A 17939-nucleotide genomic window follows, 5' to 3' on the forward strand; every position below is an offset into this window, starting at 1 on the left:
AAGGGAATTTAATCTTTTAAAGAGACCTTAGTTATACTCGGCAGCTTTAATACATAGATGGAGCCTAAAGTTGAAAAAGCTAGAAAGTGCTTTTGAGCATTTTTTATTTGTAAGTCGTTGGTTGACTGCGCCTATTTATTTAGCCTTAGTAGTCAGTCTGGTTTTGTTAATGTTTAAAGCGCTTAAACAGCTATGGGAGCTAGCTTCTGCTATTTTGGTCGTAGAAGGGCAGGAAGTAATAGTAGGTGTATTGTCAATTGTTGATATTTCTTTGATTATGAATCTGCTCATTATCATCATCTTTAGTGGTTATGAGAATTTTGTCTCCAAAATGGAAGATTTACATGAACACGCCGATCGCCCTGATTGGATGGGGCATATTGGTTTTACGGATCTAAAAATTAAGCTGATTGGCTCGATTGTCGCAATTTCGGGCATAGAGTTGCTTAAAGGCTTTATGGACGTAAAGGATCTCACTGACCGGGATTTAATGTGGATGGTAGGAATTCATATTACGTTCGTGGTTTCTGGTGTGCTTTATGCGGTGATGGACAAGCTCACTCAGAAAAATCATTAAAGTAGGTTCTGTAGAAGTAGTCTATTAAAGCTGCTTCTCTCTTAAGTCTTATAACAACCACTCTACTGGTAGCCAGGCAATTAAAGGTAAGCAGCGTCGTTCCAGCGGCGTCATTTTTGGTTCAAGGGTATGTATCCGATAGTTGCCATCTTTTAAAGGCTCATGCCATTCTAATTTACCGCGAGGGTTCAGTTGGATTTTATAAGCCTGGCTCTCAACGAAAGCGTAAATCTCTTGGGTGACCATTTCCGCATAACCAGAGTGCTCGAAAATGGCACCCATCTCGGTATTATGAATGGCAGAGCGTGGATCCATATTAAACGAGCCAATGAAGTTTTTGCGTCGATCAATAAAGAAGGCTTTAGCGTGGAGGCTGGTACATTCAGAGCCTAACAGAGAGTGTTTGTTATCTGCATGGCGATCATGGGATTTTAATTCATACAAGCGCACCCCCATCTTCAGCAAAGGCTGACGATAAGAGCTGTAACTCGCATGCACTGGCAGAACATCATTCGACTCAAACGAATTTGTCAGTACAGTAATTTTCACGCCGCGCTCACGTAAGGCTTGTAAAACTTTTACTCCGTGTTTACTAGGAATGAAATAGGCAGCACAGATTAATAATTCTTGCTGTGCTGAACTGATTAATCCCTCAACCTCTTCAAGCATGCGGCTGTCAGGTTTAAAAACACTGGTAAGAATTTTGTCCGGATAGTCATAGATCACTCTTACTTCAGCATAATACGGCTGAATTTCGCCACGCTTTAAAGCAGGTAGTACTTGATCTCGATCTTTCATTAAGATCGGTAGATAGTGTGCATAAGTAGTGCTCAATTTCTGCCGCCATTCTGCGTATTTGCTATCGTCAGCGGCAGTACCTAAGCGATGAATATCAGAGCATAAGCCGCTATACCAATAGGTATCGAACTCTTTGCGCACATCCTGCACCATAGGCCCTGCGAATAAAATATCGAAATCAGCAAAGGTAATTTCATGTTTAAGATCGAAATATTCATTGCCGATATTGCGTCCTCCAATAATGCTGAAAATGCCATCAATGGTATAAGACTTGTTGTGCATCCGCCGCGACAGGCGAGGGAAACGTACTAGAAATTCGGGTTTACGAATCAGGCGCAGCCAAGCTGGATTAAATACTCGAATTTGAAAGTTTGGATACTGATCGACCAATCGAATCAACACATCTTCGCGCTGGATCACATCAAGATCATCAATCAAGAGGCGAATTTTTACGCCGCGCTGAGCTGCAGCGGTTAAAGCTTGGAGGAAAACTAAACCAGCCTCATCGTCATTCAGCATGTAATACTGAGCTTCGATGCTGCCCACCGCTTGATCAGCTAGCTTAACGCGCTCAAGTAGCGCATCTTGTAACGGACTCAGTGGATAAAACATTGAGTGCTGCTCGCTCGGTGCTTGATCGAGCAAGTCATAAAAGTTTTGATAGAGGGGAGATTCTTTACTCATCTCAAGCGCTGGCAAATCTTCAGGGTTAGGACGGAAAATACGATTAATCCAAACCCGCAAACCAAAAAATGAGGCTAGACTGCTCAAAACCAAGATTAAAAACGCATTAATAATAAAGGTTAACATAAGCGGACTTTAAGCAATGGGGATGTATTATTTTAGAAGATATTTGTTGCTAGCCAAGCTAATTTTTTCTAAAAAACTAGCAACTAAAAGATAAAGAGGATTTTAGTTAATCTAAACCAAACACGTGCGCTCTTACTTTGGCGATTTCATCACGCATTGCAGCAGCCTTTTCAAATTCTAAATTCTTGGCTAAGGCAAACATTTTCTCTTCAAGCAATTTTAGCGTTTTTACTGCTTGTGCTGGGCTCATCGTCCGATAATCAGCCATCTCCTCACCAATTTTAAGGTTTTTGCCTTTTTTCTCATTACGTTTGGCATTCGCATAAGCGCCTTCCATTACATCGGCAATCCGTTTACGAATCGTTTGCGGAGTAATGCCATGTTCAATATTAAAGGCTATTTGCTTCTCACGACGACGTGCCGTTTCGTCGATGGCTTTACGCATAGAGTCGGTAATTTTATCACCATACAAAATGGCTTTACCTGCCGAGTTACGCGCAGCACGGCCAATAGTTTGAATGAGTGAGCGCTCAGAGCGTAAGAAGCCTTCTTTATCAGCATCCAAAATGGCGACTAAAGAGACTTCAGGAATATCCAAACCTTCACGCAATAAGTTAATCCCAACTAATACATCGAATTCACCTTTACGCAGATCGCGGATAATTTCCACCCGTTCCACCGTATCAATATCAGAGTGCAGATAGCGCACGCGAATATCGTGTTCCATTAAATAGTCGGTTAAGTCTTCAGCCATGCGCTTGGTGAGGGTAGTGACTAACACACGTTCATCTTTTTTCACCCGTTCGGTCACTTCAGACATGACATCATCCACCTGAGACAATACAGGGCGTACTTCTACCAGTGGATCAATGAGGCCAGTCGGGCGTACTAATTGTTCCGCTACATTATCTGAATGCTCTAATTCATAAGCGCCCGGTGTGGCGGATACATGAATTGCCTGGGGGATTAAACGCTCAAACTCTTCAAATTTTAGCGGACGATTATCGAGTGCTGAGGGCAAGCGGAAACCATATTCCACCAAAGTAGTTTTACGTGAGCGGTCACCCTTATACATGCCGCCAAATTGCGGGATGGTGACATGCGACTCATCAATGAACACCAACGCATTGCGCGGCAAATAATCAAACAAACAAGGCGGCGGCTCGCCGGGTGCGCGTTTAGATAGATAGCGTGAGTAGTTCTCAATCCCTGAGCAATAACCAGTTTCCATAATCATTTCCATGTCATACATGGTGCGCTGTTCGAGACGCTGTGCTTCGACTAAACGGTTCTCATTTTTTAGAACAATTAAGCGTTCTTGTAGCTCATCTTTAATTTTATCAACCGCTTCCAGCAAGACTTCTCGTGGAGTAACATAATGGGTTTTTGGGTAAATGGTTAAGCGTGGCACCCGCCGTAGAACTTCACCTGTTAACGGATCAAAATAGCTGAGATTTTCGATTTCATTATCAAACAATTCAATCCGAATCGCTTCTTTATCAGAGTCCGCAGGGTGAATATCAATCACATCGCCCCGCACTCGAAAACTACCGCGCTGCAAATCTAAATCATTGCGAGTGTACTGCAACTCAGCCATACGGCGGAGGAGGGTGCGTTGATCCGTTTTATCACCCCGCACTAAGATCAGCAGCATCTTTAAATAAGACTCAGGATCGCCCAAACCATAAATCGCGGATACAGTAGCAACAATAACTACATCCTTGCGCTCAAATAAATTGCGTGTAGCCGATAAACGCATTTGCTCGACATGATCATTAATCGAAGCATCCTTCTCGATATAAATATCTTTGGAGGGCACATAGGCTTCTGGCTGATAGTAGTCATAATAGGAAACGAAATACTCGACAGCATTCTTTGGAAAGAATTCTTTAAACTCACCATAGAGCTGCGCCGCTAGGGTTTTATTGTGCGCTAAAATAATCGCAGGGCGTTGAGTGGCCTGAATAATATTGGCCATGGTAAACGTTTTGCCAGAGCCTGTAACCCCCAACAAAGTTTGATTGACTAAACCCTGATTTAAGCCATCTAGCAAAGATTCAATCGCTTGAGGTTGATCCCCAGCAGGTTGATAATCAGTGTTCAAGTTAAATTGATTAGCAGCACTCATGCACACCTCCAAAGCATGGAGAGATGTTAGCATGCTTTTCTGTAATCCAAGAGATAAGTAGTGGTTTTGTACGGTTATTGTTCGTTTTTATTCATGGCTACTTAAAAATCGACTAGCTAGCGAACACGGAAAGCCAGCTAGTCGAACCATTCCCTATGACAGACAGGCAATGTACTGCGGAATGGAAAACAGCTAGGAGCTATCAGAACTTGTAAGAAGCACCGATCATATAAACGACTGGGTCAATTTTAACGGTATCTAATTTTGCACCGTTGAGCTTAGCTTTGGTGTCAATATCGGCATACCAAATGCCTAAGTTTGCACCCCAGTTTTTACTCAACTCATAATCAAAACCTGCTTCAACCGCAGGGCCAAATGAATGCTTCAGCTCTAAATCACCTAAACTAGAACGCTCAGTAAAAAACTGAGTGTAGTTTATGCCTGCACCGACATAGGGATGGAATTGAGTATTGGTGTTGAAATGGTATTGTAAGGTCACAGTCGGTGGTAAATGTTTGGTAGAGCCGATTTTAGCACCATTCAAAGTAATGTCATGTTTGAACGGTGTTGCAGCTAGTACGCCAATCCCTAATTGATTGTTCAGCATGTAGGTGCCATCGAGACCCAACTGAGTATTGTTACCGACATCTAAAGCACCTTTTAAAGCGCCATCACCTGCAGGGTGTACCATAGCAGCCCCTACACGTACCACCATATCACCTTGCTCATAAGCAAAAGCTTGGGTGCTGACCGCTGCGATTAAGGTTAAGCCTGCAACTAATGCTTTTTTCATTGCTTGATCCTCAAGTAAAGATTGTTTTGAATGAAACTATCCTAAGCTTTTTAAAAGCCCACTATCTTGATACAAATCATTAAGCTTGCGGTTTCACTAGAAAGCAGTGCAGAGCGATAGAACTCAACAAGTTATAAGTGCTTAGTGAAATCGAGGTACTAAAAGAGTGCAGGTTGCTGCTTGAGTCGTATAGAAAATCGGTGAGTTTGCTATTTTTCTAAAGCTTGAGGCGCTAACATAGAGCATCGCAATAAGCATACAAAAGGACGGCAGGCCATTGCTGGCTTGCTTTATTGTTTAAAAACTGTAAATGGTTGATTTATAAAAAGTGAACATTCAGCTTGCAGAGCGCATCGGGCGCATTAAACCTTCACCCACTCTAGCAATGAGTGCTTTAGCTGCACAATTAAAAGCACAAGGCCGCGATATTATTAGCCTAAGTGTGGGTGAACCCGATTTCGATACCCCTAAACATATTCAAGAAGCAGGGATTGAAGCAATTAAAACGGGTAAAACACGTTATACCGCGGTTGACGGTACGCCTGAACTCAAGCAAGCGATTATTAATAAGTTTAAGAACGAAAATAACTTGGACTACAACGCTAAGCAAATCATTGTTTCCTCAGGTGGCAAGCAAACTTTTTATAATCTTTGCCAAGCTTTTTTAGATAAGGGTGATGAGGTCATTATTCCTGCACCGTATTGGGTATCTTATCCGGATATGGTGTTGTTGGCGGATGGTACGCCAGTTATCGTGCCGACCACGCAAGAAGAACACTTAAAATTATCACCAACTAAATTAGAGGCTGCGATTACGCCCCGCACTAAAGTTTTGGTGTTGAATAGCCCCTCTAATCCCACTGGCATGGCTTATACTACTGCTGAGTTAGCGGCTTTAGGTGAGGTGCTACGTAAGCATCCCCAAGTCTTGATTGCTACCGATGATATGTATGAACACACTTTGTTTGGTGATCAGCAATTTGTGAATATCTTAACAGCTTGTCCCGATTTATATGAACGCACTATTGTCTTAAATGGTGTGTCTAAAGCTTATGCAATGACGGGCTGGCGGATTGGTTACGCAGGTGGCCCAGCACCCTTAATTAAGGCCATGTCGGATGTACAATCTCAATGTACCTCCAATCCAAGTTCGATTTCCCAATATGCAGCTACTGTAGCCTTGACGGGTGATCAGTCTTTCATTCGCACCATGGTCGATGCCTTTGAAAAGCGCCATGAGTTTGTTTGCTCTAGTTTGAATAAGATGGATGGTGTCGATTGTTTACCCGCTGCGGGTACTTTTTATAGCTTCCCCAAGGTTGAAGGCCTGATTAAGCGCTTAGGTTTAGCGGATGATACCGCTTTGTCTGGCTATTTATTAGATAAAGTCGGTGTGGCAATGGTGCCAGGTTCGGCCTTTGGTGCACCTGGTTATATTCGTATGTCCTTCGCTACCAGTATGTCAAACCTAGAGAAAGCCATCGAACGTATTGCCTCTGTCTAACGTTATTGCAAGCTCGATAGTAGTAAAATTTGACTACTGTCGAGTTTTTCTCTGATCCTTTGCATTGCTTGGTAATAATTCTTTCATAAAAACTTCACAATGTTCATAATCACCCGCCATTAATCCCACAGACCGAGGGTGATTTTTTATGGCTATATCTAACTATATGTCAGGCCTATTCGGCCATTCTCCAATCCGCCCCCTTCAAGAGCATATGCAGAAAGTGTGTGCTGGTGTGAAGCATCTGATTCCACTAGTTGAAGCCATGAATGCGGGGGATCTTGAACAGGTGAAACTTGAGCAGCAGTCCATTGTGCAAGCGGAGCATGAGGCTGATGACATGAAGCATGCTTTACGTCATCACTTGCCCAAAGGCTTGTTTATGCCAGTTGATCGGCGCGACTTATTAGATGTGTTGATGATGCAGGATGCCGTCATTAACCAAGCGAAAGATATTGCGGGTTTAGTGGTTGGACGCAAAATGCAACTGCCTGAAAACATGCGTGATTTATTCCTTAAATACACCATCCAAGCTGTGAAATCAGTTGAGCAAGCACTCATCGTTATCAGCGAATTAGATTCTTTGGTCGAGACGGGTTTCCGTGGTTTAGAAGTTGAGCGTGTCGAAGTGATGATCAAAGAATTAGGTCGCATCGAACAAACCACTGACCGCAAGCAAGTCGAATTACGCAATATTTTATTTGATTTAGAGGATAGCCTACGTGCCACCGATGTCATGTTTACTTATCGTTTGATTGAGTGGACAGGCAGAGTGGCAGACGATGCACAACGGGTAGGCACTCGACTGCAATTAATGCTGGCACGCTAAGGAGATATAACTAATGGAATGGCTCAGTGATGTTAATACAGTTTATATCTTCTTAGCAGGGGCTTTCGGGATCTTCATGGCTTGGGGGATCGGTGCAAACGATGTAGCCAATGCAATGGCAACTTCAGTCGGGTCACGTGCACTCACGATTAAACAAGCTCTATTGATTGCAGCAATCTTTGAATTCGCAGGTGCTTACCTTGCGGGTGGGGAAGTCACCAATACGATTCGTAGCGGCATTGTGTCTGTGGAGGCTTTTGATGCTCATCCCAACTATTTAGTCTGGGGAATGTTAGCCTCTTTATTATCCGCCGGTATCTGGTTAACGGTAGCTTCATTCCAAGGTTGGCCTGTCTCGACAACGCATAGTATTGTGGGCGCTATTGTTGGCTTCGCGGCTGTAGGTGTGGGTACGGATGCAGTGAGCTGGGGTTCAGTCTTGAATATTGCTACCAGCTGGGTCTTCTCGCCATTTATTGCCGGTGTGTTAGCTTTCTTAGTCTTTACCAGTATTCATAAATTAGTACTGGATACCCGTGAGCCGCTCAAAAATGCACGCCGTTATGGACCATATTATCTATTTGCAGTAGGTTTTATTTTATCGCTAGTTACCGTGAATAAAGGTTTAGCTCATGTGGGTTTAAATATTCCACAAAACTTGGAGATGTTTATTGCGGCTGCCGTGGGAGCTGTGTTGGCTGTCACAGGTGCAATACTAATCAAGAAAGTACAAATTGATGAGCAAGCGGATAAAACCTTCCATTTTGCAAGTGTAGAGAAAATCTTTGGTGTATTGATGATTTTTACTGCCTCTGCGATGGCGTTTGCACATGGCTCAAATGATGTGGCTAATGCGGTTGGCCCGATGTCAGCCATTATTAGTATGGTGAATGAAGGTGGACAGTTAGCTGCCAAATCTGCCGTCCCCAGTTGGGTATTGCTGGTGGGGGCTGTAGGGATTGTGTTAGGTTTGGCGACCTTTGGTTATCAAGTCATGATGACCGTGGGCAAGAAAATTACTGAGTTAACCCCAACGCGGGGCTTTTCCGCTGAATTTGCCACTGCCTCAACGGTTGTAGTGGCTTCTTATACAGGTTTGCCGATTTCCACTACACATACTTTAGTCGGTGCTATTCTTGGAGTTGGCTTCGCACGTGGGATTGCGGCGATTGATATGCGGATTGTCGGTAATATTTTTATGTCGTGGGTTGTTACTTTACCGGCAGGCGCTATACTATCGATACTCTTTTTCTTTATGTTGAAAGGTATGTTTGGTTAGTCGCTTTGTGGCTTAATTGCCTGAAGCTTCATTCTCAACCTTCAACAATCGAGCTTGCTCTCTACTCATTAAAGTAGAGAGTAGCTGGCTTATCCTCAACTGAATCTTCTTTTCATTTAAAGCATTTCTTCTGCTTGCTGTTTTTTAGCAAATCTTGTTGTTTTGTCGACAATAAAAGCCTGTTTGATTTGACAGTGTTAAGTTCGGGCGTATAATGTCGACAATCTTCTTGTGAGGGCTGGTTTTAGGAGTCAGTCATCGAGTCTAAACCTAGATTTCTCTGTGACCATCACCGTGAACATGTTTGCTAATTCATGGATAGAATGCTCTAAAAACAGTCACTATCATTACCAGATGGTTTATCAAAACCACATAACCGCCAAACGAACCGATAGAGGATGAGGACAGGATGAGTAGTGAAATTTTAACCCCAGTATTGCCTGAGTCTGTTGCTGATGCGACCGTTGTTACTTGGCACAAGAAAGTGGGTGATGCGGTTAAGCTAGACGAAGTACTGGTTGAAGTTGAAACTGATAAGGTTGTGCTAGAAGTTCCTGCCGCAGTAGCAGGGGTTTTAGCTGAAATTAGCCAACCCGAAGGTTCTACCGTCACTAGCGGTCAGCTCTTAGGTAAAATCGAAGCGGGTGCTGCCGCTACTCCATCTGCTCCTGAAGCAGCTGCGCCACAAACTGCTGCATCGGCCGCCGCTGCAACTGAAGCTAAAGCAGGCCCTGCAGCGCGTAAAGCAATGGATGAAGCCGGGGTTAATCGCTCTGATATCAATGGTTCTGGCAAAGATGGGCGTATTCTGAAAGAAGATGTGCCTGCTGCTAAACCCGCTGCTCCAGCACCCGCCGCTGCGGCTCCTGCACCCGCTACACCAAAAGCTCCAGTCGTTCCAACGGGTGATCGTGCTGAAAATCGCGTACCCATGACTCGTTTGCGCGCACGTATCGCTGAGCGCTTATTAGAAGCTAAACAATCGACAGCTATGTTGACAACGTTCAACGAAATCGACATGCAGCCGATTATGGATATTCGTAACGAGTATAAAGATGCTTTCGAGAAGAAACATGGTGCTCGTTTAGGCTTTATGTCGATTTTTGTTAAAGCAGCTACGATTGCTTTACAACGCTTCCCTGAAATCAATGCCTTCATTGATGGTAATGATGTGGTGTATCACAACTACTGTGACGTAGGTATTGCTGTTTCTTCTGAGCGTGGCTTGGTCGTTCCGGTTCTACGTAGTGCAGAGCATCTGGGTTTAGCTGATATTGAAAACAGTATTGTCAATTTCGCAAAGAAAGCGAAAGCAGGCAAATTAGATATGTCTGACTTATCGGGCGGTACTTTCACGATTACCAACGGGGGCGTTTTTGGGTCGTTAATGTCAACCCCAATTCTTAACCCTCCTCAAAGCGCGATCTTGGGGATGCATGCGACTCAAAAGCGCCCTGTCGTTGTCAATGACCAAATCGTGATTCGTCCGATGATGTATGTCGCACTGTCTTATGACCATCGGATTGTAGATGGACAAGGTGCAGTAACTTTCCTCAAGACCATTAAAGAATTGGTAGAAAATCCAGTTCGTATCGTACTGGACGTGTGAGATTAAGGCATGAGTGATTTTGACGTTGTTGTCATTGGTGGTGGCCCTGGCGGTTATGTTGCGGCTATCCGTTGTGCGCAGTTAGGCTTAAAAACGGCTTGCGTTGAAGAGTGGATTAATAAGCAAGGTAAACCGGCTTTGGGTGGTACTTGCTTAAATGTGGGCTGTATTCCTTCTAAAGCCTTACTGGAAAGTTCTGAGCGCTATGAAGAAATTGCCCACTACAATGCGGATCACGGCATCACGGTGGATGGTCTGAAAATTGACGTTCCACAAATGATTGCGCGCAAAGATAAGATTGTGCAGCAATTAACCGGCGGTATTGCGCAGTTATTTCAAGCCAATGGAATTACTTGGTTGCAAGGTCGCGGTAAATTACTAGCTGGCAATCAGGTACAAGTTACTGCTCAAGATGGTGTCGTTTCTACGCACTCTGGCAAAAATATTATTATTGCAACCGGTTCAACTTCAATTGAGTTGCCAATTGCTAAATGGCTGGATGAGCGCATTGTTGACTCAACGGGCGCGCTTGACTGGGAAACTGTGCCGAAGCGTTTAGGTGTGATTGGTGCAGGTGTCATCGGTTTAGAGATGGGTAGCGTTTGGCGGCGCTTAGGTGCTGAAGTGGTTGTGTTAGAAGCCTTAGATGACTTCTTAGCAGCGGCTGATCGTGATGTCTCTAAAGCGGCTGCCTTACAGTTCAAAAAGCAAGGCTTAGATATTCGCTTAAGTTCTAAAGTCGCTGCAGTTGAAGTGGGTGAGAGCGGTTTAACCGTTACTTACAATGACAAAAACGGCGAGCAAAAAATTGAAGTGGATCGTTTGATTGTTGCGGTTGGTCGTAAAGCCAATACCCGCGATATTGCTGATGCAGCTATCGGTTTGCAAATTGATGAACGCGGTCGTGTAGTCGTGGATGGTCATTTAAAGACCAATCTGCCGAATGTCTATGCAATTGGTGACTGTGTGCAAGGCCCCATGTTGGCGCATAAAGCTTCAGAAGAAGGTGTTGTGGTTGCAGAGCAGATCGTGGGTCAAAAACCGCATCTGGACTACAATAATATTCCTTGGATTATTTACACCCATCCTGAAATTGCATGGGTTGGAAAAACTGAGGCTGAACTGAAAGCTGCGGGCGTTGAATATCGTACCGGTAGCTTCTCATTTGCTGCAAATGGTCGTGCGAAAGCCATGAGCCAAGATGCAGGGATCGTGAAGGTCTTAGCAGATGCTAAAACGGATCGTCTCCTCGGTGTGCATATGGTTGGGCCAATGGTTTCTGAGTTAATTGGTCAAGCTGTGATTGCAATGGAATGTGAAAGCTCAGCAGAGGATGTAGCACGGATGGTCTTCGGTCATCCCACTTTGTCTGAGTCAGTGCATGAAGCTATGTTATCTGTCGATGGACGCGCATTGCACGCAGTTAACCGCAAGCGTTAATTGCGCATACTAAAAAACACTACACGCCACGCCTTGCTTGCAAGAGTCGTGGCGTTTGTGCGAACAAAACCTGCTGTTAAAAGTGGGTTAGCAACTAAAGGAAATCAGGATGAATTTACACGAGTATCAAGCCAAGGCAGTATTTCGCCAATATGGCCTGCCTGTGCCAAATAGCAAGGTAGCAACTAGTGCTGCTGAAGCTGAAGAAGCCGCTAAATCCTTAAGCACTCCTAAAGTCGTTGTCAAGGCACAAGTACATGCCGGTGGCCGTGGCAAAGCAGGTGGTGTTAAGTTATTTGATAACCCCGCTGAAGCAGGCAAATTTGCTGGCTCTTTACTCGGCACCAATTTGGTGACTTTCCAAACCGACGCTAATGGTCAACCGATCAATACGATTCTGGTTGAGGAAACCTGCAATATTGATCGTGAGCTGTATTTAGGTGCAGTCTTAGATCGTGCTAGCCGTCGTGTGGTTATCATGGCTTCGACTGAAGGCGGGATGGAAATTGAGAAAGTGGCTCACGAAACTCCTGAAAAAATCCTGAAAACTGCCATTGACCCGATTGCTGGGGTGATGCCTTATCAAGGCCGTGAATTGGCTTTTGGTTTAGGCTTAAAAGGCGACCAAATTAATCAGTTTACTAAGCTGTTAGTCGGCTTAGGCAAAATGTTTAAAGAAAAAGATTTGTCTTTATTAGAAATCAATCCGTTAGTGGTGACTAAAGAAGGCAATCTGCTGTGCTTAGACGGCAAAGTAAACGTCGATAGCAATGCTTTATATCGTCAACCTGATCTAGTCGCGATGCGCGATAAATCTCAAGAAGATGCACGTGAAATCGAAGCCTCTGAGTGGGATCTGAACTATGTTGCTCTGGAAGGTAACATCGGTTGCTTAGTGAATGGTGCTGGTTTAGCGATGGCAACCATGGACATTATCAAATTGTCCGGTGGTCAACCTGCTAACTTCTTAGACGTGGGTGGTGGTGCAACGGCTGAGCGGGTAGCGGCTGCTTTCAAGATCATTCTATCTGACAGCTCAGTGAAAGGCATTCTGGTTAATATCTTCGGCGGTATCGTTCGTTGTGATTTGATTGCTGAAGGTATCATTCAAGCGGTACAAAAAGTTAATGTGACAGTTCCTGTCGTGGTGCGCTTGGAAGGGAATAATGCTGAAAAAGGTGCGGAACTGCTGAATAACAGTGGTTTAGCGGTAATTGCTGCCAATGACCTTGGCGATGCTGCTCGTAAAATCGTTGCTGCTGTAGGAGGTGCTGCATGAGCGTACTGATTAATAAAGATACTAAAGTTTTATGCCAAGGCTTCACCGGTAAGCAAGGTACTTTCCACTCTGAGCAAGCGATTGCTTACGGCACCAAAATGGTCGGTGGTACGTCTCCAGGCAAAGGTGGTTCGACGCACTTAGGCTTGCCAGTCTTCAACACCATGAAAGACGCAGTACGTGATACGGGTGCGGATGCATCTGTCATCTATGTTCCAGCCCCTTTCTGTAAAGATTCCATCATTGAAGCCGCAGAATCCGGTGTAAAACTGATCGTTTGTATTACTGAAGGCATTCCAGCGCTGGATATGCTGGAAGCGAAAATGATCGTGGATAGTTTAGGTGTGCGTTTAGTCGGCCCGAACTGCCCTGGTGTGATCACTCCTGGTGAGTGCAAAATCGGTATTATGCCTGGTCATATTCACAAGCCAGGTACGATTGGTATCGTATCGCGTTCTGGTACTTTGACTTATGAAGCGGTCAAACAAACTAATGAATGGGGTCAAAGTACTTGTATCGGTATTGGTGGTGATCCAATTCCGGGCACTAGCTTTATTGATGCACTGAAATTGTTCCAAGCTGACCCACAAACTGAAGCCATTCTGATGTGTGGTGAAATCGGTGGTTCTGCTGAGGAAGAAGCTGCAGCCTTTATTAAAGAATATGTGACCAAGCCTGTTGCTGCTTATATTGCGGGTGTGACTGCACCAAAAGGTAAGCGGATGGGGCATGCTGGCGCGATTATTGCAGGCGGCAAGGGCACTGCAAATGAGAAGTTTGCAGCCCTCGAAGCTGCCGGTGTCATTACCGTTAAATCTCCAGCTGAGCTGGGTAAAGGTATTGCTGCCGCTCTGAGCAAATAATCCCGAACCACCAGATACTTGGAGTACCATGATGACCAAACATACCGTTACACTGACTGACAACTTGACGGGTAAGCAAGTCGAGCTGGATGTATTGAGTCCAACTATGGGAACCAAAACCATAGACATCCGCAAGCTGACTAAAGAGCTGAACCTGTTTACTTATGACCCAGGTTATCTGGCGACTGCAAGTTGTTCGAGTGCGATTACTTATCTTGATGGCGATAAGGGTGAGCTGCTGTATCGTGGCTACCCAATTGAGCAATTAGCTGAGCAAAGTACCTTCTTAGAAGTCTGCTATTTGCTGTTAAAAGGTGAGTTACCTACTCAGGCTGAAAAAGAAGATTTCGAGCATATCATCACGCGTCACTCGATGCTGCATGATCAAATGCAATTCTTCTATCGTGGTTTCCGCCGTGATGCGCATCCGATGGCTACTATGGTTGGTGTTGTTGGTGCGTTGTCTGCCTTCTATCATGAAGACTTAAATATTCATGATCCAATACAACGTGAGCGTTGCGCGCATCGCTTAATTGCGAAGATGCCAACGATTGCAGCCTGGAGCTTCCGGTATTCACGCGGTTTGCCTTTCATGTATCCGCTGAATAAGTTGGGTTATGCAGATAACTTCTTACGCATGATGTTTGCAGTGCCTACTGAGGAATATGAAGTTGACCCACTCTTGGCTAAAGCTTTGGATGTCATCCTGATCCTCCATGCTGACCATGAGCAAAATGCTTCAACTTCAACGGTACGCTTAGCGGGTAGCTCGGAGGCCAATCCTTATGCAGCGACTGCAGCGGGTATTGCTTCGCTCTGGGGGCCTGCACACGGTGGTGCGAATGAAGCCGTCATCAATATGCTGCGTGAGATCGAAAAATCCGGTCAACCGCTGTCACATTGGGTTGATCGCGCTAAAGATAAGAATGATCGTTTCCGTTTAATGGGCTTTGGTCATCGTGTTTACAAAAACTATGACCCACGTGCCAAGATTATCCGTAAGTTAGCTAATGAAATTCTGGATAAATTGCCACCGGGCAATCCAAACCAGAAATTATTCGATATCGCTCGCGAATTAGAGCAAATTGCTCTGAGTGATGAGTTCTTCAAAGAGCGTGGTCTATATCCAAACGTGGATTTCTACTCAGGCGTTATTTTCCTGAGCATGGGTATTCCTGTCACGATGTTCACCGTCATGTTCGCCTTAGCGCGTACCGTAGGCTGGATTTCTCAATGGAATGAAATGATGGGTGACGAAGAATCACGTATCGGCCGTCCACGTCAATTGTATATCGGTTCGCCACGTCGCGATTACGTGCCTGTAGCTAAACGGTAGTTCAAAGAATTGTGTTTGAGGAGATAATGTCTCATGTTGGAAGCTTATCGTAACCATGTGCAAGAGCGTGCTGCTGAGGGTGTTCCACCTAAAGCTTTAGACGCTGCACAAACTGCAGCTTTAGTTGAGCTGTTAAAGAATCCTCCAGCAGGCGAAGAAGCCTTCTTGGTTGATTTAATTGAAAACCGTGTTCCAGCGGGTGTTGACGAAGCTGCTTATGTGAAGGCTGCTTATTTAGCAGATCTTGCCAGTGGCAAAGCGCACTCTAAGTTGCTCAGTGCAGAACGTGCGGTTGAGCTATTAGGTACTATGCTGGGTGGTTACAATGTTCAGCCTTTAATTGCTGCTTTGGATAATCCAGCAACTGCTCAGGCCGCGGCGAAAGCACTGTCACATACTCTATTAATGTTCGATGCTTTCCATGATGTTGCGGATAAAGCTAAAGCAGGTAATGCCTCAGCAAAGCAAGTTATGGATTCTTGGGCAGCCGGTGAGTGGTTTACTTCACGCCCTGAATTGGCTGAAAAAATTACTGTCACTGTATTCAAAGTCCCTGGTGAAACCAACACTGACGACTTATCTCCAGCTCCAGATGCCTGGTCACGCCCTGATATTCCTTTGCATGCGAATGCCATGCTGAAAATGGCACGGGATGGGATTGAGCCAGTGAACAATGGTTCAGTAGGTCCTTTAAAGCAAATTGAAGCCGTCAAAGCCAAAGGCTTCCCAGTCGCTTATGTCGGTGACGTAGTGGGCACAGGTTCTTCCCGTAAGTCTGCGACCAACTCGGTGTTGTGGTTCTTCGGTGAAGATATGCCGGGAATTCCGAACAAGCGCACGGGCGGCTATTGCTTCGGTAGCAAAATTGCTCCAATTTTCTTCAACACCATGGAAGATGCAGGCGCTCTGCCGATTGAAATGGATGTTGCTAAAATGGAAATGGGCGACGTCATTGATGTTTATCCGTATCAAGGCGTGGTTAAACGTCATGGCACGGATGAAGTCATTTCTACTTTCAGCCTAAAAACTCCTGTGTTATTAGATGAAGTACGTGCCGGTGGCCGGATCAATCTGATCGTGGGTCGTGGTTTAACCAATAAAGCCCGCGAAGCTTTAGGTTTAGCTGCCTCTGACCTGTTCCGCTCTCCAGAGCAACCAGCAGATACGGGCAAAGGTTATACCTTAGCGCAGAAAATGGTCGGTAAAGCTTGTGGTGTAGCAGGTATTCGTCCGGGTGCGTATTGCGAACCGAAGATGACTACCGTCGGCTCACAAGATACCACTGGCCCTATGACCCGTGACGAGTTGAAAGATTTGGCTTGTTTAGGCTTCTCTGCAGACCTAGTGATGCAGTCGTTCTGCCATACTGCAGCTTATCCAAAGCCAGTTGACGTAGTAACTCATCACACCTTGCCAGATTTCATTATGACTCGTGGTGGTGTATCTCTCCGTCCGGGTGATGGTGTTATCCACTCTTGGTTGAATCGTATGTTGTTGCCAGATACCGTTGGTACAGGTGGTGACTCCCATACTCGCTTCCCGATTGGTATTTCTTTCCCAGCAGGTTCAGGTCTGGTTGCTTTCGCGGCTGCGACGGGCGTTATGCCGCTAGACATGCCTGAGTCTGTGTTAGTTCGTTTCAAAGGTGAACGCCAACCCGGTATCACCTTACGCGACTTAGTCCATGCGATTCCTTACTATGCGATTCAAGCAGGTCTATTGACCGTTGAAAAGAAAGGTAAGAAAAACGTATTCAATGGTCGTATCTTAGAAATCGAAGGCTTGGATACGCTAACCGTAGAACAAGCTTTTGAATTATCAGATGCTTCTGCTGAGCGCTCTGCTGCGGGTTGTACTATTACCCTGTCTGAAGATTCAGTTGCTGAGTACTTACGCTCTAACATTGTGATGTTAAAGTGGATGCTATCGGAAGGCTATGGCGATGCGCGCACGATCAATCGTCGGATTAAGGGCATGGAAGAGTGGTTAGCCAATCCAAGCTTAATGCGTGCTGATGCCGATGCTGAATACGCTGCTGTGATTGAAATCGATATGTCTGAGATTAAAGAGCCGATTCTGTGTGCTCCGAATGACCCAGACGATGCACGTTTATTGTCGACTGTTCAAGGTGATGCGATTCAAGAAGTCTTCATTGGTTCTTGCATGACCAATATCGGTCACTTCCGTGCAGCGGGTAAGCTGTTGAATAAAGTTGATGGGATTCCAACGCGCTTATGGGTCGCTCCACCGACTAAGATGGATGAACATCAGTTGATGGAAGAGGGCTACTACAATATCTATGGTCGTGCAGGCGCACGCACAGAGATGCCGGGCTGTTCATTGTGTATGGGGAACCAAGCACGCATCGCTCCGGGTAGTACTGCAGTTTCTACCTCAACCCGTAACTTCCCGAATCGTTTAGGGACTGGCTCCAATGTTTACTTAGCCTCTGCTGAGTTGGCATCGGTTGCTGCGATTATGGGTAAGTTACCGACTGTAGCTGAGTACATGGAATACGCGAAGACAATCGACAGCATGGCTGGTGATATCTACCGTTACCTGAACTTTGATCAAATGTCAGAGTATGTGAAAGCGGCTGAGAAAGCAGCTTAAGCAACAGCTCTAAAATTTGATTAAGAAGAAGCCCTGCCATGCAGGGCTTTTTTTATGCATTTAACCCTTCAAAAAACCGAT

13 protein-coding genes are annotated in these 17939 nt (G+C 45.1%); 10 read left to right on the forward strand and 3 right to left on the reverse strand.

The genetic code is table 11. The features are described 5' to 3' along the window. Positions 1-70: 70 nt before the first annotated feature. Positions 71-577 (forward strand): TIGR00645 family protein, encoded by a 507-nt coding sequence (locus Q0230_RS12365; protein ID WP_298610405.1) that lies wholly within the window; start codon positions 71-73, stop codon positions 575-577. Between the two features lie 48 nt (positions 578-625). Here Q0230_RS12365 and Q0230_RS12370 read toward each other — a convergent pair whose 3' ends face one another. The 3 genes from Q0230_RS12370 to Q0230_RS12380 all read right to left on the reverse strand — a co-directional run bounded on the left by Q0230_RS12370 (position 626) and on the right by Q0230_RS12380 (position 5106). Continuing rightward, positions 626-2185, reverse strand: coding sequence for a phospholipase D family protein (locus Q0230_RS12370; RefSeq protein ID WP_298610407.1), 1560 nt, complete (start codon positions 2183-2185; stop codon positions 626-628). Between the two features lie 106 nt (positions 2186-2291). Continuing rightward, positions 2292-4313: an excinuclease ABC subunit UvrB gene (gene uvrB, locus Q0230_RS12375; RefSeq protein ID WP_298610408.1), complete on the reverse strand. Its 2022-nt coding sequence runs from the start codon at positions 4311-4313 to the stop codon at positions 2292-2294. A 202-nt stretch (positions 4314-4515) separates the two neighbouring features. Further along, on the reverse strand, positions 4516-5106 hold the full coding sequence (locus tag Q0230_RS12380) for an OmpW family outer membrane protein (RefSeq protein ID WP_298610409.1): 591 nt from the start codon (positions 5104-5106) through the stop codon (positions 4516-4518). 328 nt (positions 5107-5434) lie between these two features. Between Q0230_RS12380 and Q0230_RS12385 the strand changes: the two genes are divergently transcribed. The 9 genes from Q0230_RS12385 (at position 5435) to acnB (ending at position 17858) form a co-directional block, all read left to right on the forward strand. Next, positions 5435-6610 (forward strand): pyridoxal phosphate-dependent aminotransferase, encoded by a 1176-nt coding sequence (locus tag Q0230_RS12385; RefSeq protein WP_298610410.1) that lies wholly within the window; start codon positions 5435-5437, stop codon positions 6608-6610. Positions 6611-6758: 148 nt separating this feature from the next. Continuing rightward, on the forward strand, positions 6759-7439 hold the full coding sequence (locus Q0230_RS12390) for a TIGR00153 family protein (RefSeq protein WP_298610411.1): 681 nt from the start codon (positions 6759-6761) through the stop codon (positions 7437-7439). 13 nt (positions 7440-7452) lie between these two features. Then, positions 7453-8718, forward strand: a complete 1266-nt coding sequence (locus tag Q0230_RS12395) for an inorganic phosphate transporter (RefSeq protein ID WP_298610412.1) — start codon at positions 7453-7455, stop codon at positions 8716-8718. Between the two features lie 409 nt (positions 8719-9127). Beyond that, positions 9128-10327, forward strand: coding sequence for a 2-oxoglutarate dehydrogenase complex dihydrolipoyllysine-residue succinyltransferase (gene odhB, locus Q0230_RS12400; protein WP_298610413.1), 1200 nt, complete (start codon positions 9128-9130; stop codon positions 10325-10327). Positions 10328-10336: 9 nt separating this feature from the next. After that, positions 10337-11767: a dihydrolipoyl dehydrogenase gene (gene lpdA, locus Q0230_RS12405; protein WP_298610414.1), complete on the forward strand. Its 1431-nt coding sequence runs from the start codon at positions 10337-10339 to the stop codon at positions 11765-11767. Positions 11768-11870: 103 nt separating this feature from the next. Next, positions 11871-13046 (forward strand): ADP-forming succinate--CoA ligase subunit beta, encoded by a 1176-nt coding sequence (sucC, locus tag Q0230_RS12410; RefSeq protein WP_367274140.1) that lies wholly within the window; start codon positions 11871-11873, stop codon positions 13044-13046. Beyond that, positions 13043-13909, forward strand: coding sequence for a succinate--CoA ligase subunit alpha (gene sucD / locus Q0230_RS12415; protein ID WP_298610416.1), 867 nt, complete (start codon positions 13043-13045; stop codon positions 13907-13909). The genes sucC and sucD overlap by 4 nt, the downstream gene beginning before the upstream one ends. Positions 13910-13940: 31 nt before the next feature. Beyond that, the gene (locus Q0230_RS12420) at positions 13941-15245 is read left to right on the forward strand and encodes a citrate synthase (protein ID WP_298610857.1); all 1305 of its coding nucleotides are present in this window, start codon (positions 13941-13943) and stop codon (positions 15243-15245) included. 33 nt (positions 15246-15278) lie between these two features. Then, entirely contained in the window at positions 15279-17858 is a 2580-nt protein-coding gene (gene acnB, locus Q0230_RS12425; RefSeq protein ID WP_298610417.1) for a bifunctional aconitate hydratase 2/2-methylisocitrate dehydratase, read from the forward strand. Positions 17859-17939: the final 81 nt, after the last annotated feature.

This window comes from uncultured Thiothrix sp. (genome assembly GCF_937876535.1).
Taxonomy (GTDB): Bacteria; Pseudomonadota; Gammaproteobacteria; order Thiotrichales; family Thiotrichaceae; genus Thiolinea.

Coding starts and splice junctions, on each gene's coding strand:
- Q0230_RS12370 (WP_298610407.1), bottom strand. CDS start 2,185: ATGTTAACCTTTATTATTAATGCGTTTTTAATCTTGGTTTTGAGCAGT.
- uvrB (WP_298610408.1), bottom strand. CDS start 4,313: ATGAGTGCTGCTAATCAATTTAACTTGAACACTGATTATCAACCTGCT.
- Q0230_RS12380 (WP_298610409.1), bottom strand. CDS start 5,106: ATGAAAAAAGCATTAGTTGCAGGCTTAACCTTAATCGCAGCGGTCAGC.
- Q0230_RS12390 (WP_298610411.1), top strand. CDS start 6,759: ATGGCTATATCTAACTATATGTCAGGCCTATTCGGCCATTCTCCAATC.
- Q0230_RS12395 (WP_298610412.1), top strand. CDS start 7,453: ATGGAATGGCTCAGTGATGTTAATACAGTTTATATCTTCTTAGCAGGG.
- odhB (WP_298610413.1), top strand. CDS start 9,128: ATGAGTAGTGAAATTTTAACCCCAGTATTGCCTGAGTCTGTTGCTGAT.
- lpdA (WP_298610414.1), top strand. CDS start 10,337: ATGAGTGATTTTGACGTTGTTGTCATTGGTGGTGGCCCTGGCGGTTAT.
- sucD (WP_298610416.1), top strand. CDS start 13,043: ATGAGCGTACTGATTAATAAAGATACTAAAGTTTTATGCCAAGGCTTC.
- Q0230_RS12420 (WP_298610857.1), top strand. CDS start 13,941: ATGACCAAACATACCGTTACACTGACTGACAACTTGACGGGTAAGCAA.
- acnB (WP_298610417.1), top strand. CDS start 15,279: ATGTTGGAAGCTTATCGTAACCATGTGCAAGAGCGTGCTGCTGAGGGT.